The following is a 20,799-nucleotide window of genomic DNA, read 5'->3' on the forward strand; positions in this document are numbered from 1 at the left end:
CGTCACTCAGGCACCTCACTCAGGGTGTCCGCGATCGCCTGGAACACTGTCCGCGATCAGCCTGGAATGGGTGTCCGCGATCAGTGGAATACGCAGGCTCCCATTGGTCAGTCCAAACTCCCAGCAAGCCCGCGCCGCTTCGACCCGGTCGGCATTTTCGAAACAGTAATTTCCAGAAGACGGCGGGCTGCAGGTCTTGACGAGGTTGCGGCCTGAACTCGGTCGGGGTCGAGTGTTGCAGGCTACTGCGCAGCCCAACTCGGCACATGCCCAAAGAGTCAACGCCGGCCTGCAACGTACACCCGTCATTAAAACGCAAACGCCCGATGCGATGCATCGGGCGTTCCTGGCCGGTTAACCCGGCTTGCTCAACCGCCCTAGCGCGTTCAACGCGTTCAGGACGGGTCAACAATCAGCCAAGAATCAGGCTTGCGTCTTGCGGCGACGAGCAGCACCGGCACCAGCCAGCGCCAAACCGATCAACGCCAGCGAACCCGGCTCAGGCAACTTCTTGACGACGTTCAGGGCGCCTTCGGACGTCACTTGCACGTTGACGCAGGGCACGAAAGTAGCGCCACCGTCGAACGTGCAACCACCACCCACCACGCTGCCGCCGTTCAGGGTGTTGGTCGTCGTCGCTTGGAGCAGGTATTGGCCCGAAGCGAAGCCAGCCGACAGCGAAGTGCCGGTCGAATCAGCCACGTCGAAGCCGAACAGCTGGTTGGCCACATTGGCCAGCACCGTGCTGCTGCCGGTCGTGCCGCCGATCACGTTCGTCGTGTTGGTATCGCCACCCAGACCGATGATGCTGCCGCCCGCAACCGTCGTGCTGACGCCATTCACGATGGCGATCAGCGAGTAACCGCCGGTAAGGAACGTGTAATGGAAACCAGAGCCGATCAGCGAATCGACAAAGCCGGACACGTTGCTGAACGCCAGTTCGAGCGTGTAAGCCTGACCATCAGGGCCGACACCAAAGATCTTTTGTACACCGTTGTCGCAATTGCCAACGCAGTTCTCGTTGACGTAGGCAATGGAGTTGATCATGCCGGTCTCGGAGAACTGGGCGCCAGTGAAGACATTGCCCGAACCGTTGACCTGCTGGCTGACAGTGGCCGTACCGCCGCCAAGCACCAAGTGACCGATGTTCGTATAGGTGTCGGTAGCCGGCGAACCATGGGCGAAGCCAGGGACCGTGATCTGCCAGCCGTCGAGAACTTGATAAGCAGCCGAGGCGGGCACGCTCACACAAGCCATCACAGCAGCAGCAGCCAGCGCGCGGAGTGCAGTAGTGGATTTCATTCTGTTCCTCACTAAAAAGATTGACCTGAAACGACCCGACCAACTCACGTCGATCTGCGTCAATAACCAAGCAACCACCATGCCAAAGCCAGAAAACCCTTCAACTTCAATCACTTGCGCTAGACAAGCCAACTGCGGGGCGCATATGTGTAAGATTTTTCGACACCTTGAAGCCCGAACGTGACTCACAGTCGCGCCAGCAGGCTGTTCACTTCGGCCTGCAAGGGGAACACGCTTCCCAGCGCCGCCAAACGCTGCAGCTCCTCGCGAGCTTCGGTCTTGCGGCCGGCATCAACGTAAAAACGGGCCAAGTGCAAACGGTACTCAGGCTGCTCAGGATCCAAAGACAGTGCCCGTTTCTGAAGATCGATTGCCTTGTCCAGTTCCCCGGCATCGGCCAAAAGCTGGGCGAGCGTATCCATGAAGGCCGGCCTGTTCGGTTCCAGTTGGTTCGCCTTCTCGGCGTAGGCACGCGCGCCGGGCTTCTTGGTGAGGCTCAAGACCCAGGCCAGGTTGTTTGCCGCACTAGCATTGTGGGGGTTGAGCTTTAGCACCGCGAAATAGCGCTGCTCGGCAAGCCCGTAGCTCTTCTGGACAAGTGCGACGTCGGCAAGATAGTGGATGAACGCTGCGTCCTGGGGATGCCCCGCCAGCCATTCCATTTCGAACTGCTTCGCCTCGGCCGGCTTTTGCCCCGCCAGAAGAACGCGATGCAGCTTGATTGCCAATTCGGCGGTCGGCGCCAGCTTCAGTGCCGAGCGGTAGGCCACGCCCGCCGCCGCCCAGTTGTTCTGAGTGACATCAATGTCGCCCTCAAGGGCATAGCCGAGTGGGTCATCAGGATGCTGGGCTCGTATCTCGTCCGCAATCTTGTGCGCCTGCACCGGATTGCCAGCAGCCAAGGCGGCTCGAAGCAGCGCTACCTGCCCGGGCTGAAAATCTGGCTTGATGCCAAGTGCGCGCTTGACAGTGGCTGCCGCGTTGGCTTTGTCGCCTCGCGCTGTATATAGCTGCGCCAACATCATGTACGGCTCAGGCGCATTGGGCTGCAACGCAATCAGCTTGTTGAAAGAGCTGATCGCCTGATTGCTGTCACCGGCAAGTGCCTGAACCTGGGCCAGGAAACGCCAAGCCTCCGCACTGTCCGGTATTGCCGTGACGGCATCCTGCGCACTGGCCAATGCGCCCTTGATGTCCTTGGCATTCATCTGCAGGTCAATAAGCGTCAAACGCGGCTGCGTCTCACCGGGCGCCTGCATGATCAGCTTTGACAGCATCGCCTTGAGTTCTTCCGTACTGGCGCCGGCCTTTGCACGCAGCGCCACGACGGCCATGTTTGCTGCGATGTTCCTGGGGTCAATCGCCAGAATCTTTTCATAGCGCGCCGCCGCGGCGTCGGGGTGTTTGTCCGCGACATCAAGCTCGGCCAAGCTCGATGTGGCGGGAAGGTACACGGGATCAAGTCTGACAGCCTCCTCGAACGCTGCACGCGCCTTGTCCTTGTTCCCGCGCAGCAGTTCGATGCGACCGCGCATATTCGATGGCGCAGGCTTATCGGGCGCCTTGGCCTGCAGGCCGTTCACCGCCTTCAATGCCGCGTCCCAATCCTTGCGCTCCATCAACGCCGAAACCAGGGCCATATCGGCTACCGTGCCGGTATCCGAGCCAGCCACCGCCTGGAGTGCCGCAAGCCCTTCGCCCGCCTTGCCCCTGGCTATCTGCAATAGCGCCAACGCAACCCGACTGCGGACGCCTTTGGGATCAGCTTTGGCAGCCTTGGAAAAGAATTCCTCTGCGCGGCGCCCATCACTCTGCTGCAAGTAGGCTTCGCCCGCGACAGACAAGGCCTCGGCATCGCCGCCGCCTTCCGCCAGCAGAGGCTGGAGCACGGTGAGGGCCTTGGCAGCGCTGCCAGCCCTCAAATTTGTCCGCGCCAGCAGCAACCGCGCCTTGACAAAGTCCGGCGCGATCTGAATGGCCTTGCCGAGCTGCTTGTCGGCCTCCAACAGCACGCCGCGGCGGTATTCAACGACACCAGCCAAGTAAAGGCTCTGCGGATCGTCAGCCGAAAGCGACAGCAGCGCGACGGCATGCTCATGCGCCTCGTTGAGCTGATTTTTCTGGAGTGCCAGCAGGATCGAAAAGACACGGAACTGCACTGCGCCGCCCTTCAGGGTGCGCAAGGGGTCCAGTTCCTTTTTCGCCTCAGCGAAATCCTTTTTGTCCAGCAGCGAGGCCACAAGACCGGCGCGCGCGTTCGGGCTGGATCTTTCGATCGACAGGGCCTCGCGGAAAGCTGCAACGGCGTCATCCGGCCGCCCGAGTGAACTCAACAATTCGCCCTTCAACTGAACGGCATCTACCGTCCTGGCTGATTTTTCCAGCAAGGCGTTCAACTCCCTGAGTGCCTCTGCCGGCCCGGCACTGGACGACAACAAACGGAGCCTGACCAACTGGGCATGCTGGCTACCGGCGTCCGCCGCGATGGCAGCCGTGGAGAGTTCCATGGCTTTGGCCTGCTTGCCCTGCAGGTTGTAAGTCGTCGCCAGCGTTGCCTTCAGGTCCGCGGTCGCTGCAGCCGACCCAAGCTGCGTATCGCCAAAAGTGCGGACCAGTTTGTCGCGCTCCCCGGCCGCCAGCATCGCCTGCGCGAGCAGGGGGATGACCTCATCAGCCGAATACCCAAGTTCCTTGGCCTTCTCCAATTCGATGACGGCGCCGCGGGCGTCGCCCAAATGCAATGACGCTTTGCCCAGGAGAAAACGAGCCTCGACCAATGAGGGGTTTTCCTGCAGTGCATTCTTCAATTGAAGAACCGCAGCCACATCGTCCTTCTTGCCGAGCGCAGTCTTGGCTTCCGCGAGATATTGGTCGGCGGTCTTGCTGAAACACCCAGCCAAAAGCAGGCCAGAGAGCAGCACCCCTGCTGCCCCCCTGCACTTGGCGCCCACTCCTGATGAGGAAATTTTTTTCATGACGTTCACGGTTCAGAAAGAAAGCCAAGCCAATCGTTGCCACGGCACCGTCACCCAACGGAGATCGACACCGGGTTGGGCAACGCCCCCCCAAAACATCGGGTCGAGTGCACGCGACAGCGCCCGACACCGCCTCATCAGCGTGCACCAGGACAACTGCTTGGCGCCCTGCACTACAAGACCCCGCCTGTCGGCCAGCACCCACGCGCAACACCTGCCCAGATAGGCCCGCAGACATCGAGCAGAACGGTGCGGCGCGGCAGGAATCAGCACAGCGACCGAACGGCCATAAGGGAATAGGTGACCGCTGCTAGCAGCGGTGCGGGAGCGCTCCCCTGCAGTTCCTCGAAGCCAATGCCAAGGTCGCTGCAGGTGTTTGAAGTCGATGGGTTCACGAATCACCTCAAAGTGAAGGGATCGTATCAACTAAAACTGCGTAGTTTGGTCGCCTCCCCACCCGAACGGGGTGGGAAGCAGAGGCCGTTTGAGGCCTGTTCCAAAAGGTGACCGCAGCACCGTGGGGGAAAATTTTCAACAGAAGGCCGCATCACACAACGAGCACATCGCCCCGCTCGGCAAGGCGCATTCCGCGCACATCATCTGGCCGCTTTGGCAGACTCAACGAGCGGCGCGATCTGCGCAACCGGGATGGCATAGCTGATGCCCGACGGGTTGGTCAGCGCGGACTCCTTGCCGGCCTTGGTCAGCACCATGTTGATGATGCCGACGACCTCGCCGGTCTCCTGGTCGAGCACCGGGCCACCGCTGTTGCCGGGGTAGGCCGTGGCATCGAGCTGCAGGATGTCGAAACTGCCCGCTCGCAGCTGCCGCAACGCGCGCGGGTCCAGGCTGCGGGCATTGGCCGCGGGCAGCGAGATCGGCGTGATCGCGGAGATGATGCCGCGGTGGCTGACGGTGGAGAAGCCGAGGGCGCCGCCGATAGGGAAGCCCATGAACAGCACGGCCCGCCCCTCCTTCGCCAGCGTCGGACCGGCGATACGCAGCGCCGGCACGGGAGCGCCCTCGAAGCTCAGCGCGACGAGGTCATGGGCCCGGTCCAGCGCAGCGATGCGGGCCATGCGTAGCCCCCATTCGCCGCTGGCCGCGCGCACCTGGATGCTGATCCTCTGCTCGGCTTCAGTCACGTCCGGCGAGGGCAGCACATGGGCGTTGGTGATGACGATGCTGCCATCCGCGACGGCAAAGCCGGTGCCATGGAAACCGAAGCGCGGGCTGTCCGTCGGCGAATAGGTGCCGACGAGGACGACGGAGGGCTTGCTGCGCTCGATCAACGCCGGCAGGTCGGCGGCACCCGCCCACAGCGGGGCAAGGCCAAGCAGGCATATCAGGTGGCGCCGCTTCATTGCACGAGATCGTGGGAGGTGAAACTGACCTCGAGCGCTGCGACGCAGCGGCACCAGGCATCGTCGGGCTCGGCGACCCGGAAACCGTAGAAACGGCTGTTGTCGGACTTTTTGCAACGCACCACAGATACCTCGTTACGTGACCAATCCTGGCGACCGAGCTGCACGCGCGCCTCGCCGTGCGCGTGCAGCGGCAGCTCGAGCCTGGATTCGGCCTGGAATCCCGACAGGGATATCTCGACGACGTCGAACACGAAGATGCGCTCGGCGCCGTCGATCTCGAGCTTGAGCTCGGCCGGCGCCCGCAGCGAATAGCGCTGGTGGCGACGCAGCGGATGGCCGAGCGCCGCGCCCTCGTCGACCAGTGGCAGCACGCGCCGGTATTCGGGGATGTCGTAGATGGACCAGAGCAGGGCCTTGCGGCGGTTGTCGAGCTTGTCGAAGACCTGGGTGCGCTGGTTGAAGAAGTAGTCCAGCAGCTCCGGTGTCATGACAGGGTCGTTCGTCGTGAAATAGCGGCGCTGCGGCATCTTGATGTTGGGCAGCGCCAGCTCGAAGAGATAGCTGTGCAGGTTCCTGCGCGGCGGCCGGCCGCGATAGCCGCGCCTGAACACCGCGCCCGCCGATTGCAGGTCCAGCGTCGCACCGACGGCGGGCGCGCCATTGGCGAAGTCGTATTCGGCAACCGGCGCATCGCGCAGGCGCTCGAAGAACAGCAGGGCCTCGTACAGGTCGATGCGATCCGGGTTGACGGCGATAACGAGATGGCGGGTGTCGAACATCTTGACGCAATACTCCCGCATGAACTTCATCAGCGGGAACAGCACGGCGCCGCCGGTCTTGCGGAACTCGGGATGCACCGCAAGCGCGGAGATCTCGGCGATCTGGCCGTGCTGCCGGCGCACCTGCTCCAGGTCGAAGACGCTTTGCAGCGGAAAGCCGAACACGCCCTCGCGGATCATCGAGATCGTGCCGACGACACGCCCCTCCCACTTGGCGCACAGCGTCGTCGTCGTGGGCAGGGCGTGGTAGATCGTGACCCGCATGCCCGAGGGATCCGGCTTCATGAAGCCGCTGGCGACATAGGCGTCGTGCAGGATCCTGAAGCAATCCTCCAGTTCCTCACGGGTCTCGGCCACCTTGAGCTCGAGCCGCAGGTCGGGGTCGGGGTCGCAATCCACCATGGCCCGCAACATCGCGAAACGCACCCGCTTCGGCATGCGGGCCAGCAGCCGACGCATCATCTGGTGAAACCTTCGTTTCGCAGGAGAGCGTCGGGTACTGCTCATGGCGGGCTCCCTAATGGCTTTTGAAGATGCCCGGGCAACCGGGGCTAGAGCGTGGCCAGCATGCGCTGCACTTCGGCCTGGCGATCAAAGCGCCCCCCCAGCTGCGCCAAGCGCGTCAACTCGGCCTTGGCCTGCTCCTTCTTGCCGGCCTGCAGCAAATAGGTGGCCAGGTGCAGGCGGTGCAGATGATTTTGGGGCGCCAGCGCCAGCGCCTGCTGCTGAGCCTGGACGGCGGCATCGTACTGCATGGACGCCGCACGAACTTCGGCCAAGGTATCCCACAGATCGGGCTGGTTCGGGGCCAGTTTGACGGCGCGGTCGGCGAAGTCCAGCGCCGCGGCTGCCCTGCCCTGCCTGCTCATGACCCAAGCCAGGTTGTTGAGCAACGCCGGATTCTGCGGCTGCAATGCCAGCGCTTGGCGAAAGCGAGCCTCGGCAACGTCGAACCGGCGCGCGCGCAGCGCCGATTCGCCCAGGTGACTGATGAAGCGCCAATCCCTGGGGTCGTCCGCCAGCCGCTTGCGTTCGAAGGCAGCGGCGGCGTCGACCTTGTCGGCACGCTCCAGGGTCTGATGGAGGCGTACGGCCAGCGCGCTTGCGGGGTTCTTGCCGAGGGCTGCGGTGTAGGCACGCACCGCTTCGTCATAACGCTCCTGCTGAGCAAACACATCACCTTCCAGCAGCAGGCCCTGCCAGCCTGTCTTGTCATGTGCCTGCAGCTGCCGCGCGGCCTCCAGGGCCTGGGTCGGCTGGCCATTGGCGATCAGCAGCAAGGCCTCGCCACGGTAGAGCCCGGGCTCGCCGGGCAACAGCTCGATGCCATGCCTGAGCACCTGCAGCGCCCGCGCAGCATCGCCGGCCCGGCTATAGGCCTGGGCCAGCCAGAGATGCGACTGTGGCAGCCCGGGTTTGAGGGCCAGCAGGCGCGCGAAGCTCTTGCTCGCCAGATTGGCATCGCCACCAAGCAGTTGTGCCTGGCCCAGGGCCGCCAGCAACTCGGCATCTTCGCCGAGCAGGTTGATGCTTTCCTGAGCGACCTGCGCGGCCTCGCGCGCGTCGGGCTTGGACAGCAGCAAGCGGATCAGATCCAGCCGCAGTTCGCGCGAGCCCGGCACCAGCTTGACGGCCTGGCGGGCCATCGCAAAGAGCTGCTCGCTCGACGCACCACGGTCGATTTCCAGCTTCAGCAGGGCCGAGCGCGCCGCACCGTTGGCGGGATTCTTCTCGAGCAGCTTCTGGAAGCGGGCCTGCGCGGCCTCCGGGTGCTTGTCGACAATATCCAGGCCGGCGAGCGCCGCCGTGGCCTGCATATTGGCGCCATCGGCCTGCAGCACGGCATCGAAGGCCTCGCGGGCCTGGGCCACGTTGTTGCGCGCCAGTTCCAGCCGGCCGCGCAGCATCTCGGCCACCAACCTGCCCTCCGGCTTGGCCTCCAGCGCATGGATCGCCTCCAGAGCCGCGTCGTAACGGCGCTGGCGCATCAGCAGGTCGATCAGCGTCGCGTCGGGTTCCAGCTCCGGCGTGGAGCGGGCCACCTCGCGCAATTGCTTCAGGCCTTCATCCACTTCCCCCCTGCCGACTCGTGCAACGGCGAGACCGACACGGGCCTGCACGTTCAGAGGGTCGGAGGCAACGGCGCGCTCGAGCAATTGCTCCGCCTTGCCCCCCTCGCCGCTGCGGGCGGTGGCCGCTGCGGCCAGCACCAGGGCCTCGGCGGGTGCCGGCTCCCGCTTGAGCAGCGGCTGCAGGGCCTGCAGGCACTGGTCGACATCGCCGCGGCGCAGCAGCGTCTGGGCCAACAGCATGCGCGGCCTCAGCGGCTCGGGTGCGGCGGCCACCGCCTTGGCGAGCAGGTCCACGGCGCGGTCCAACGAGTTCCTGCGGGCCTCGATCGCACCGACGAGATAGAGCAGATCGGCGTTGTCGGGCGACTGCTTCAGCAGGTTCTCGCCCAGCTCCTGTGCAGCCGGCAGTTCGCCCTGCTCCAGCTTGATCCAGGCCTTGTAGTAGCGGGCCAGCATGCTCCTGGCGTCGGCCTTCTCCAGCGCTGCCAGCGTGGCCGTGGCGCCCTGCAGGTCGCCCGCCGACAGCTGCAGCGGCAGCAGGCTGGCATAGCCCTGGGCGGCAGAAGGGTTGAGCTTGATGGCCTGCGCATAGCTCTGGCGCGCAGCGTCGGCATGGCCGGCGGCCAGTTGCAGGTCGCCCAGCGTCAACCAGTTCGAATCGGCCTGGGGATGGCCGGCAATCAACGCCTCGACCTGGGCGATGGCGGCCGGCACATCGCCCCCCAACGCGACCACCCGCGCCTGCAGTTGCAGGGCCTCCGGCAGCCCTGGCGCCGCGTCGAGGGCCCGCTTGACAGCCGCCTCGGCCTCGCCGGCCTGGCCCAACCCGAGATGCGCACGTGCAAGGCTGAGTTGCAGCGCCGCGATGGCTGGCGGATCGGTCAGCGCGGTCTCGCCGAAGCGCATCAGCACCGCCCCGTGCTGGCCCTGCTGGCTCAGCGCGCGCGCCATCAACGGCACCACCTGGTTGGCGTCGTAGCCCAGGCGCTGGGCACGCTCCAGCTCGGCGAAACCACCCTGGGCGTCCCCCTGCCTCAGCAGGGCTGAACCGAGCAGGAAACGCGCCTCGGCCAGCGAGGCATCCTTCTGCAGCGCGTTCCTGAACTCGATGCTGGCGCCGCGCAGGTCGCTGGCGGCGAGCTTGGCCTTGCCGGACTTCAGGTACTGGTCGGCACTGGAGCCGAAGCAGCCGCCCAGCAGCAAGGCCGCGGCCAGCAGCGTTGCCGCGCCTTGCGCGCGACGGTGTCGCCCCTTCTGCGGCGACGGCATCACTTGATCTGCAACCGGTTCATCAGGTCGTACAGCGTCGGGCGGCTGACGCCGAGCAGTTCGGCCGCACGGACGATGTTGCCGTCGGTGCGCGCCAACGCCGTGATGACGGCCTGGCGCTCCGCGCTCTCGCGCACGGCCCGCAGGTCCAGCAGGCTGTCGTCGCTGGCGGCCTCCGGCGCGGCACGCAGGCCGAGGTCGGCCGCGGTGATGCGATCCTCCTCGGCCATGATGACCGCGCGCTTGAGCATGTTCTGCAGCTCGCGCACATTGCCCGGCCAGCGATGGGTCTCGAGCGCACGCACCGCGTCATCGGCCAGTGTGGGCACGGGGCGGCGCATCTCGGTCGCGAAGCGGCGCGCGAAGGCGTGGGACAGCAGCACCGGGTCGCCGAGGCGATCGCGCAGCGGCGGGATGTCGACGACGATCTCAGCGAGGCGGTAATAGAGATCCTCGCGGAAGCGGCCGTCGGCGATGCGCGCCTTCAGGTCCTGGTGGGTCGCGCCGACGACGCGCACGTCGATCGGAATCTCCTGGCGGCCGCCGACGCGCTCGATGACACGCTCCTGCAGGAAGCGCAGCAGCTTGGCCTGGAGCGGCATCGGCAGGTCGCCGATTTCGTCCAGCATCAGCGTGCCGCCGTTGGCGGTCTCGATCTTGCCCAGCGTCGACTTGGTCGCGCCGGTGAAGGCGCCCCTCTCGTAGCCGAAGAGCTCGCTCTCGAGCAGCGTCTCGGGAATGGCCGCGCAGTTGATCGCGACGAAGCGGCCCTTGCGTTTGGAGGCGTCGTGCAGGCCCTGGGCCAGCACCTCCTTGCCGGTGCCGCTCTCGCCCAGCAGCAGCACGGTGGCGTCGCTGGGTGCGACCTTCTCGATCATGCGGCAGACGCGCTGCATACCGGGGTCGCGCGTGACGAGGCCGGAGAACACATCGCTGCTCTGCTGCATCTGCAGGCGGCGGTTTTCCTGTTGCAGCTCGTAGAGACGGTAGGCGCGCTCGACGGTCAGTGCGAGCACGTCCGGGTCGACAGGCTTGGCGAGGAAGTCGTAGGCGCCCATGCGGATGGCGCGCAGCGCGTTGTCCTGGTCGTTCTGGCCGGTCAGCACGATGACCTTGACGCCCGGGTCGAGCTCGAGCAGCTTCTCCAGGCACTTGAAGCCCTCGGAGACCGAGTCGCGGTCGGGCGGCAGGCCAAGGTCCATCGTGACGACGGCGGGGCTGTTGCGGCGGAACTGCAGCACCGCGCTGGCGACGTCGTCGGCAGTGACCGACTCGAAGCGATCCAGCGACCATTTCAGCTGCTTCTGCAGCGCGAGGTCGTCCTCGACGATCAGCAGCGGGGCGTGGCGGGGCGTGCTCATCGGGCGTCGAGCGCGGTCAGTGCCGCGCCCGCCTGTGCATGGAACAGGGGCAGCAGCAGGGTCACGGTCGTACCCCGGTTCAGTTCGCTTTGCACGCTGATCTTGCCTCCCAGTTCCTGGACGTATTGATAGCTCTCGTGGGCCCCGATCCCCATGCCGCTGGCCTTGGTGGTCTGGAAAGGCTTGAAGAGGCGGTTCTGGATGAAATCCTCGCTCATCCCGCAGCCGCTGTCTTCCACGCGAACGCGGGCCTGGCTACCTTCTGCATCCAGGATCAGGCGCACCTGGCCACTCGCGGGCGTGGCGTCGAAGGCGTTCTGCACGACGTGGCCGAGCACGCGTTCGACACGCTCCACATGACCGCGGGTGCTGACGCCCGGCTGCAGATCCAGCTCCAGCGCCCGGCCCTTGCTGGCCGCAGCGGCGGCAAGGCGCCGCGCGATCTGCTCCAGGTCGACGCCGCTGGCCAGGCCGTGCGGCTTGTCGCCTTCGCGCAGCTGCAGCATCAGCTGGCGCATCTTTTCGAGCGAGTTCTCGACGGTGTCGAGCATGTCCTGCTGGAACTCCGGGTTGTCGCGCAACCGCTTGGCGTTCTTCATCATCAGCGACAGCTGCGTGACGATGTTCTTCAGGTCGTGCACGACGAAGGCGGACATGCGGTTGAAGGCGTCGAACTTGCGCGCCTCCAGCAGCGCCTCGGTGGCCTGGGCCTGGGCCAGATAGCCCGAGGCCTGGCTGGCGGCGGTGCGCAGCAGGTCGCGCACCTCCCAATTCAGCTCGACGACGGCGCGCGGCCGGCCGAGCACGACGAAGCCGATGAGGGCCTCGCCGACGAGCAGCGGGATGACGAGCCAGCAGCGCGACTCGTCCACCAGCCAGCCCGGCAGCGCCAACCCGGGATAGGCCTCGCAGCGCCGGCGCCATTCGTCGACGTCGATGATCCAGGCGCGCTCGCGCCAGAACCTGGCCAAGGCCGCATCGCGAGCCTCGCTGCCCGACTGGGCCGGCAGATTCCAGCGCGCCGCCTGCACGAAGTCGGCGTTCGGCGCACGTTGCAGCCACAGCATGCCGCTCGGGCTCTCCACCAGATTGGCCAAGGCACGCACGACGGTCTCGGCCGTGTACTGAGGCTCGGCGCTGCTGGACAGCAATGCGGTGAAGCGCAGCCACTCCTCGCGGTAGTCGTAGCGGTAGCTGAAGAAGTTCTTGCTGATGTACACACGCAGCCGTGAGCGCATCGAACCCGAGGCCACCAGCAGGGTCAGCGCGACGAGGGCCACGAACACCAGCGCAAGCGACAGCGCCCTGCCCCACTCGCCGCCGGTGTAGCGGACGTAGTAGCCGACCGCCGCGACCATCAGCAGATAGGCGCCGACGAGCAGAAGCGTCGCCGAATGGAAGACCGCCGCGCGCGACACATGCAGCTTGACCAGCCAGTCCGCGTGCCGCCGCGAAGCGACGTAGAGCAGGGGCACGGCCGCGGCATGCACGAGGGGGCGCACGCTGACCGCGTCGCCATCGAGACGCTGGAACAGTACCGATTGCGAGGCGATGAAGAGGTCGAAGACGAAGATCGCGCCGAGGCCAAGGCAGACCGGCTTGGCGTTCCAGCGCGCATCCGGCGTGGCATTGCGCAGCAGCTGCTCGACCAGGATGAGGCCCAGAACCGCCTGGGCCAGCGCGACAAGGGCCTGCGGACGAGACAGCGCATCCGCGACCATCTGCTCGCCCACCAGGATCAGGCCCAGTTGCAGGCTCAGGACGATCGCCACCAGGGGCCGGATCAGGCCCAGGCCACCGGCGCGCCGGGCCGGCGGCAGCAGCATCAGCATGAAGGAGAACCACAGCGCGAAACGCAGCAGGTCGGCGCCCGGGACGACCCAGCCCGGCAGCTTGTCGGACCAGTGCCGCAGATCGTCGTCCAGGCTGGCGCCGGCCCACATCGTGCTGGCCAGCAGCGCCATGCCGAAGACGATGGCCAGGGCGGTGACCGGAAACTGCCTGCGCAACAGGCGCTGCGCGAAATAAAGCGCGAACAGCGCATAGGCCCCGCAGCAGATCAGATCACCCAGACTGCCGAGTGATGCGAAGGGAGCAAGCGGCCCAAGCAGGGTGCCAGCAGAGGAGTCCGGATCGGCGAGAGGCATGCGGGATTCAAACATGCCCGGCGGCTTCCGGGCATCGGCGCTTTTGCGCGGTATCAGGCCTGCGCCTTGGAATCAGGATCAGCGCGCGCCCTTGCCGGTCAGCACGACGGCCACCGTCTCCAGCATGATCAGCAGATCGAGGAAGAGCGAGTGGTTCTTGACGTAGTAGAGGTCGTACTGCAGCTTCTCGACCGAATCCTCGATCGTGGAGCCGTACTCGTAGCGCACCTGCGCCCAGCCCGTCACGCCCGGCTTCACGCTGTGGCGCACGGCGTAATAGGGGATCTTGCTGATCAGCTCGTCGACGAAGAACTGGCGCTCGGGCCGCGGGCCGACCATGCTCATCTCGCCCACGAGCACGTTGAACAGTTGGGGCAGCTCGTCGATGCGCACCTTGCGAATGAAGCGGCCGACGCGGGTCACGCGGTCGTCGTTCTTGGTCGCCCAGCGCGGCTTGCCATCCTTCTCGGCGTCGGTGCGCATGCTACGGAACTTGATGACCTTGAAAGGCACGCCGTTCAGGCCGACGCGCTCCTGGCGATACAGCACCGGGCCGCGCGACTCGATGCGGATGGCCAGCGCGGTGACGAGCATGATCGGCCAGGCGACGGCGAGGATCAGCGTCGCGAAGACGATGTCGCAGACGCGCTTGATCGCGGCGCGCAGCATGCCCTGGCTGAAACCGTCGCCGAACACCAGCCAGCCGGCGTTGACGTGCTTGATGTTGATCTGGGCCAGCGTCTTCTCGAAGTGCGTCGCGATGTCGACGACGCGCACGCCCGACAGCTTGCAGTCCAGCAGTTGGCGCAGCGGCATGCTGCCTCCGCGACGCTCGGTCAGCGCGACGACGATCTCGTCGACGTTGTGCTTGAGCGCGGCCTCGGTCAGGTTGGCGCCCTCGTTGATGATCTCGGCACGAGGCACCTCGGGCTGGTCTTCGTTGGGGCCGGCGTAGTAGCCGACGATCTGGGCGTGGGGGTCCGAGGCACGCAGCGTATTCCCGACGGTGCGGGCGGCAGCGCCAGTGCCGAAGATCAGGATGCGACTGCGCATCCGGGTCTGGGTGCCGGAGTGGGCAGCGTAGACACGGTGCACCATGACGGCGGCCACGGCGGCCATGGCCACCAGGGTCAGCAGGTCGCGATGGCTGGTGTTGGACGGCACCAGGCTGAAGATGGCATAGGCCAGCGGCAGCCCGAACAGCAGGCCGAACAGCGCGCGCGCGCAGGACTCGGTAACCGAGCGGTTGTGGACATGCTGATAGAAGCCCGTGGCGGAATTGATCACGAACATGCAACCGGCCAGCGACAGCCCGTGGGAAGCCGCGAAAGGCAGCACGGTCTGCGCCGACTCGCCCTGACTCAGCACGAAGGCGATGACGGCAAAGACAATCAGGCCGAGGTCGAACAAGACCTGAAGCAGCGTCTGCCTGTGCAGGTAATGGTTGAATATTCGAATCATTTCTATCCCCGATCGGTACTGCTCAGCGTCGCCGTATAACTGCAACTAGATCAACGAAACTCGATGAAATATCGATATTCCATTCACCTCATCGCGGAGGCCGCCGGCCGCATCGACCAGCCGCTACGGACCACCTCGGAGACCGCCTGGATGGACCCGCAATGCCCCGGACCTGACGCCGCAATGAACACCGCCGACCATCCTTGATCGCGCCGGCATCATGCCTTCTGCCCCTGGGCTTGAAAGCCCCCCGTTTGGAGGGTGGATGAAGCTTGAATCCGGCTCGCGACCAAGCGGCTTGGCGGCACCCGCACCGGGTCATTTTCACGACCGGCGGCAGTAGACCCGAAAGCCGGCGACAGCACCATGACACCCGGAGCAGCACGCCCGGCAAAGCGTGCGAAACGCACAGGCCTGCGTTTGAAAAATGGTAATTCCAGGTTTTGAAAGCCCCAGAAGGACGTTGCCCTGGCGGGAATCCAGAGTGCGTGAATACTGCACACCCGGGGAGATCGGCGCAATATTCACGATTCAATCGGCAAACCTGTCGCACCCGCCATTCATTTGTCGTCTTTCATTTTGCATATTGCGCGCAGCAATATTTCGCCATAAAAAAACCCGCCGGAGGGCGGGCTTCGGGGTTGCGGCGAACCGCGGTCGATGTCTTAGCGGACAACAGCCAGTTGTTCGCGGGCACCGCCCTTGTAGGTGTAGAGGGTCAGGGCACCGTTCTTGATGTCACCCTTCTCGTCGAAGGAGATCACGCCGGTCACGCCCTTGTAGCCGGAGGTCTTGGCCAGCACCGGAAGGTACTTGGCCGGCTCGGCGGAACCGGCCTTGGCCATGGCGGCGACCATCACGTTGACGGCGTCATACACATAGGGCGCGTAGATCTGCACGTCGACGTTGAACTTGGACTTGAACTTGGCCTTGAAGTCGTCCATCGACTTCTTGGCTTCGCCTTCCACGCCGCCGGCTTCCGCGCAGACGACCTGGCCGTCACCCATGGTGCCGGCGGCCAGCTTGGGCAGTTCGCCCGTGCAGATGCCGTCGCCGCCCATGAACTTGGCTTCGATGCCCAGTTGCTTCATCTGGCGCAGCATCGGGCCGGCCACGGCGTCCATGCCGCCGAAGAAGACGACGTCGGGCTTCTTGCCCTTCAGGGAAGTCAGGATGGCGGTGAAGTCCGTGGCTTTGTCGTTCGTGAACTCGCGGCCGACGACCTTGCCGCCCGCGCCCTTGACGCCCTTCTCGAACTCGTCGGCGACGCCCTGGCCGTAGGCGGTGCGGTCGTCGATGACGGCGATGGACTTGCCGTGCAGCTCCTTCACCGAGTACTTGCCCAGCGTGCCGCCCAGGTGCACGTCGTCAGCCACGACACGGAAGGTGGTCTTGTAGCCGTTGCGGGTGAACTTGGGGTTGGTGGCGGACGGCGAGATCTGCGGAATGCCGGCGTCGCTGTAGACCTTGGAGGCCGGAATGGAGGTGCCCGAGTTCAGGTGGCCGACGACACCATTGACCTTGGAGTCGACCAGCTTCTGGGCAGCGGCGGTGCCTTGCTTCGGATCGCCGGCGTCGTCTTCGGCCAGCAGTTCGAACTTGGCCTTCTTGCCGCCGATCATGACGCCCTTGGCGTTCAGTTCCTCGATGGCCAGGCGGGCGCCCAGCTCATTGTCCTTGCCCAGGTGGGCAATGGCGCCGCTGGTCGGGCCGACGTGACCGATCTTGACGACCAGATCCTGGGACATCGCGGCACCGCTGAGCAGTGCGGCCACGGCACCCACCACCAGATTCAACTTGACTTGCATGGATCAACTCCAGTTTGAAAGAGAGAGGAACAGACAGACAACTGTTGAGTTTTCAACCAATTGAACATACCCCAAATTCGGGGGTCTCTCATTCGGGAAAGCGTGGACGCAACACTGTCAACCTGCCGCCGAAAAATGGTCCAGCCTGGCACCCGCCTGCTGGTAGACGCGGTAGCGGGAACGGCCCGCCCGGACACGCTCAGGCTCACTGCCGACGACCTCGAGCACGCGCTCGAATTCAAGCGCCGCCGACGGCATGTCGTCACCCAGGTTCAGCAGCAGGCCGCGATGCGGCAGCGCGGCGGCGTCGGCAACGAGCAACACCTCGCCAGGCGCCGGCGGCGTCGTGCCGTCCCAGCGCCTATGCGGGATGAACTCGGCCGCGTCGAAGCTCCACAGCAACCCGTCCAGCGCGGCCGCCTGGGCTGCCGGCACGCAAACGCCCACCGGCTTGCCCGCCGCGAGCGCGCGCCGGATCAGCCGGCAGGCGTAGCGCAGCGGCTCGGCCGCGTCGCTGTAGAAGCTGACCTGAAGAGCCACTCGCGCTTACTTGGCTTGGCTCAGCACGAAGTGAGTCAGCAGGCCCACCGGCCGGCCGGTCGCGCCCTTGGCCGCGCCACCTTTCCAGGCCGTACCGGCGATGTCCAGATGGCCCCAGCGGTACTTGTCGGCGAAACGCTGCAGGAACTTGGCCGCCGTGATCGAGCCGCCCGCGCGGCCGGCGATGTTGGCCACGTCGGCGAAATTGCTCTTCAGGCCTTCGGCGTAGTCCTCGTCTAGCGGCATGCGCCAGCAGGGGTCGAGCGCGGCATCGCCCGCGACGGTCAACGCGGCGGCAAGCTCGTCGTCGCTCGCATACATGCCGCTGCGAACGCCGCCCAGCGCGATCACGCAGGCACCGGTCAGCGTGGCCACGTCGACGACCACTGCCGGCTTGAAGCGCTCGGCATAGGTGAGCGCATCGCACAGGATCAGCCGGCCTTCGGCGTCGGTGTTCAGGATCTCGATGGTCTGGCCCGACATCGACGTGACGACATCGCCCGGCTTGACAGCCTTGCCGCTGGGCATGTTCTCGCAGGCCGCCACGATGACGACGAGGTTCAGCTTGGGCTTGAGTTCGGCCACCGCGCGCAGCGTGCCGATGACGCTGGCCGCGCCGCCCATGTCGAACTTCATCTCGTCCATCTCGGCGCCCGGCTTCAGCGAGATGCCGCCGGTGTCGAAGGTGATGCCCTTGCCGACCAGCACGACCGGCGCCACCGTCTTGGCCGCGCCTTCGTAGCGGGCGACGATGAAGCGCAGCGGCTCGTCCGAGCCCTGGGCCACCGCCAGGAAACTGCCCATGCCGAGCTTCTCGACGGCCTTCCGGTCCAGCACCTCGACCTTCAGGCCGTGCGCCTTGCCCAGGCCCTGGACAACTTCGCCAAGGTAGGTCGGCGTCGCATAGTTGGCCGGACGGTTGGCGCATTCGCGCGCCAGCTCGATGCCGGCGGCGACGGCCTCGCCACGCGCCAGGCCGGCCTTGGCCGCCTTCGCATCGGCCTTGCCCACCAGCAGCGCCAGCTTGGCGAGCTTGGGCGCGGCCGGCGCGCTGGGCTTGGTATGGCGGTAAAGGTAGACGGCGTCGCTGGCGCCCAGCGCGGCCTGCTCGGCCAGCGCCTCGGTGAGCCCGGCATCGAAGCCGGCGAAGGCCACGGCGGCGCTGACCGCGCCACGCGACTTGATCTGGGCCAGGCCGGCCGACAGTGCCGCACGGGCTGCGGCCAGCGTGGTCTTGCCGCTGGCGGCGAGCACGAGGCGCGGCGCCTTGATGCCCTCTGCCTGCGTCAGCGTCAACGCCTGGCCGCCCTTCAGCGCGAAGTCGCCGAGCTTGATCGCGGCCTGCGCGTGCTTGGCGACGGCCGCATCCAGACCCTTGGGCAGCGCTTCGCCGCCGAGCACGACGACCAGGGCATCGGCACCCACGCCGGCGAGCCCATCGAGCTCCGTGGTTTGAATCTTGAAGTCCATAATGACCAGAAACTAATAAAGACCTGATGCTATTCGATTCATCGACGCGCTCAGAGCTGGCCAAGAGCTTCGGCGTCACGCTCGTGGTCATCCTGACCATCGTGCTCACATCGACGCTGATCCGCACGCTGGGGCAGGCCGCCGGCGGCAATGTCGCGCCCCAGGACGTCGTGCTGCTGATGGGCTACGCGACCATCTCCTATCTCGCGCCGATGCTGACCCTGTCCCTCTTCGTCGCCATCATCCTGACGCTCGGGCGCTTCTACCGCGAGTCGGAGATGACGATCTGGTTCGCCAGCGGCATCCCGCTGTCACGCTTCGTGAAGCCCGTGCTGCGCATGGCCTGGCCGGTGCTGCTTGGCGTCGTCGTGCTGGAGCTGCTCGTCTGGCCCTGGGGCAACCAGAACAGCACGGAACTGCGTGACCGCTACCAGAAGCGCGGCGACCTCTCCCGCGTCGCGCCCGGCCAGTTCCAGAGCTCGCGCGACGGCAGCCGCGTCTTCTTCATCGAGCGCGACGGCGACAACGCGGCGACCGGCCGCAACGTCTTCATCCTCGGCAACCAGCATGAGCGCGAGTCGGTGACGACCTCGGCCCGTGGCCGGCTGGAGATGGAGGGCGATGACCGCTTCCTCGTGCTGGACCATGGCCAGCGCAACGAGACCCAGTTCAAGACCGGCGACAAGAGCCTGGCCCGCTTCGAGCAGTACAAGGTACTGACCGACACCCAGGCGCTGGCCAATGCCAACCAGTTGCCGCCCAAGGCGATGGCGACGCTGGACCTGCTGCGCTCGCCCACGACTAAGAACCTGGGCGAGCTGTGCTGGCGCCTGGGCATGATCCTCGGCGGCATCAACATGGCCCTGCTCGGCATCGGCCTGGCGGCCAGCAACCCGCGCCGCGCCAGCAACTGGAACCTGCTGTTCGCGCTGCTGACCTTCATCGTCTACTTCAACCTGATCAACCTGTCGCAGACCTGGGTCGCCAACGGCCGCCTCAGCATGCCGCGCGCCCTGGTCGTGTTGCACGGCAGCGCCCTCTTCCTGGCCCTGGCCGTCATCTGGCTGCGCGACAACGGCAACCGCTTCTGCCTGCGCCGCCGATTGAAGGGTGCGGCGGCATGAGAACCGTCCGCAGCCTGCTCTACAAAGACATCGTCGGCTCGGTCGTCCTCGTCGCGCTGGCCTTCCTGTCCCTGTTTTTCTTCATCGACTTCGTCGACGAGCTCGAGCGCATGGCCCGCGTCGGCGCCGGCGGCGCCAAGGCCGCGCTGCTGGCCGCGATGGAGCTGCCCGGCCATTTCTACGAGCTCTTCCCCATTGCCGTGCTGATCGGCGCCATCGTCGCGCTGGCGCGCCTGGCGCAGAGCAGCGAGTTCACCATCCTGCGCACCGGTGGCCTCGGCCCGGCGCGGGCGCTCGCGCTGCTGGCCGGCCTAGCCGCGGTGTTCGCGGTGCTGACCTTCGCCGTCGGCGACTATGTCGCGCCGCAGTTCGAACGGGAAGGCGACGACATGCGCGCCCTCTTCAGCCACGACGCCAACCCGGCGCGGCGCGGCGCCTGGCTGAAGGACCACCGCAAGGTCGACGGCCTGGACCGCAGCTACTCGGTCCGGGTCGGCCGCGTCGGCAGCGGCGGCGAGCTGGAAGACGTGCGCATCTACGAGTTCGACACCGAGGGCCGGCTGCTGTCGCGCACCGAGGCCGGCAAGGTCGATGTCGACGGCCAGGGCCTGTGGCATCTGCAGGCCGTCAAGCGCACGATCTGGAACCCGGGCGCGGCAGCGGCCGCGGGCACGGTCGGCAATGTCGTCGTCAGCGAGCAGCAGCTTGACCGCCTCGACTGGCAGAGTTCCCTGCACGCCGGCGTCATCGCGGCGGCGGTGCTGCCGGCCTCGTCGATGTCGACGCTGGAGCTGCTGCGCTATACCGAACACCTGTCGGCCCAGGAGCAGTCCTCGCAGGCCTACAGCATCCAGTTCTGGCGCAAGGCCTTCTACCCGCTGGCCTGCTTCGTCATGGTCGCGCTCGCCCTGCCCTTCGCCTATCTGCACGGGCGCTCGGGCGGCATCAGCATCAAGGTCTTCGGCGGCATCATGCTGGGCATCAGCTTCATGCTGCTGAACAACGTCGCCGGCCACCTGGGCCTGCTGAAGAACTGGACGCCCTGGCTCGTCGCCGCGACGCCCAGCCTGCTCTACCTGGGGCTGTCGATGGCCGCGTTCGCGTGGCTCGTCAGGTACAGATGA

General features: G+C 65.9%; 14 protein-coding genes. 3 read left to right on the forward strand and 11 right to left on the reverse strand.

All coding sequences use genetic code 11. From position 1 onward, the window contains the following. Positions 1-216, forward strand: a 216-nt coding sequence (locus EV671_RS27065) for a hypothetical protein (RefSeq protein WP_207911224.1), incomplete at its 5' end; no start/stop codon positions are given. A 207-nt stretch (positions 217-423) separates the two neighbouring features. On the opposite strand, the gene EV671_RS22385 is transcribed toward EV671_RS27065, so the two are convergent. The 11 genes from EV671_RS22385 to EV671_RS22435 all read right to left on the reverse strand — a co-directional run bounded on the left by EV671_RS22385 (position 424) and on the right by EV671_RS22435 (position 18,551). Continuing rightward, complete coding sequence (locus EV671_RS22385) at positions 424-1,416, reverse strand: PEP-CTERM sorting domain-containing protein (RefSeq protein WP_132575996.1); 993 nt, start codon at positions 1,414-1,416, stop codon at positions 424-426. A gap of 71 nt (positions 1,417-1,487) precedes the next feature. Further along, on the reverse strand, positions 1,488-4,277 hold the full coding sequence (gene prsT / locus EV671_RS22390; protein ID WP_132575998.1) for an XrtA/PEP-CTERM system TPR-repeat protein PrsT: 2,790 nt from the start codon (positions 4,275-4,277) through the stop codon (positions 1,488-1,490). A gap of 596 nt (positions 4,278-4,873) precedes the next feature. After that, positions 4,874-5,641 carry a S1C family serine protease gene (locus EV671_RS22395; protein WP_132576001.1) on the reverse strand — a complete coding sequence of 256 codons (768 nt, stop codon included), beginning with the start codon at positions 5,639-5,641 and terminating at the stop codon, positions 4,874-4,876. After that, positions 5,638-6,885 carry a GNAT family N-acetyltransferase gene (locus EV671_RS22400; protein WP_243655848.1) on the reverse strand — a complete coding sequence of 416 codons (1,248 nt, stop codon included), beginning with the start codon at positions 6,883-6,885 and terminating at the stop codon, positions 5,638-5,640. Before EV671_RS22400 ends, EV671_RS22395 begins: the two co-directional genes overlap by 4 nt. A gap of 89 nt (positions 6,886-6,974) precedes the next feature. After that, positions 6,975-9,764 carry an XrtA/PEP-CTERM system TPR-repeat protein PrsT gene (gene prsT / locus EV671_RS22405; RefSeq protein WP_132576003.1) on the reverse strand — a complete coding sequence of 930 codons (2,790 nt, stop codon included), beginning with the start codon at positions 9,762-9,764 and terminating at the stop codon, positions 6,975-6,977. Next, positions 9,764-11,125, reverse strand: coding sequence for a PEP-CTERM-box response regulator transcription factor (gene prsR, locus EV671_RS22410; protein WP_132576004.1), 1,362 nt, complete (start codon positions 11,123-11,125; stop codon positions 9,764-9,766). Before prsR ends, prsT (EV671_RS22405) begins: the two co-directional genes overlap by 1 nt. Continuing rightward, positions 11,122-13,272 (reverse strand): XrtA/PEP-CTERM system histidine kinase PrsK, encoded by a 2,151-nt coding sequence (gene prsK / locus EV671_RS22415; RefSeq protein WP_132576006.1) that lies wholly within the window; start codon positions 13,270-13,272, stop codon positions 11,122-11,124. Before prsK ends, prsR begins: the two co-directional genes overlap by 4 nt. Before the next feature lie 78 nt (positions 13,273-13,350). After that, positions 13,351-14,733: a TIGR03013 family XrtA/PEP-CTERM system glycosyltransferase gene (locus EV671_RS22420; protein WP_132576008.1), complete on the reverse strand. Its 1,383-nt coding sequence runs from the start codon at positions 14,731-14,733 to the stop codon at positions 13,351-13,353. 665 nt (positions 14,734-15,398) lie between these two features. Continuing rightward, complete coding sequence (locus tag EV671_RS22425; RefSeq protein ID WP_132576010.1) at positions 15,399-16,541, reverse strand: branched-chain amino acid ABC transporter substrate-binding protein; 1,143 nt, start codon at positions 16,539-16,541, stop codon at positions 15,399-15,401. Positions 16,542-16,658: 117 nt separating this feature from the next. Continuing rightward, positions 16,659-17,081, reverse strand: coding sequence for a DNA polymerase III subunit chi (locus EV671_RS22430; protein WP_132576012.1), 423 nt, complete (start codon positions 17,079-17,081; stop codon positions 16,659-16,661). A 6-nt stretch (positions 17,082-17,087) separates the two neighbouring features. Beyond that, positions 17,088-18,551, reverse strand: coding sequence for a leucyl aminopeptidase (locus EV671_RS22435; protein WP_132576014.1), 1,464 nt, complete (start codon positions 18,549-18,551; stop codon positions 17,088-17,090). 26 nt (positions 18,552-18,577) lie between these two features. On the opposite strand from EV671_RS22435, the gene lptF reads away from it, so the two are divergent. Further along, entirely contained in the window at positions 18,578-19,675 is a 1,098-nt protein-coding gene (lptF, locus tag EV671_RS22440) for an LPS export ABC transporter permease LptF (protein WP_132576016.1), read from the forward strand. After that, the gene (gene lptG, locus EV671_RS22445; protein ID WP_132576018.1) at positions 19,672-20,799 is read left to right on the forward strand and encodes an LPS export ABC transporter permease LptG; all 1,128 of its coding nucleotides are present in this window, start codon (positions 19,672-19,674) and stop codon (positions 20,797-20,799) included. The genes lptF and lptG overlap by 4 nt, the downstream gene beginning before the upstream one ends.

It is taken from the genome of Roseateles saccharophilus, assembly GCF_004342485.1.
Classification (GTDB): domain Bacteria; phylum Pseudomonadota; class Gammaproteobacteria; order Burkholderiales; family Burkholderiaceae_C; genus Pelomonas; species Pelomonas saccharophila.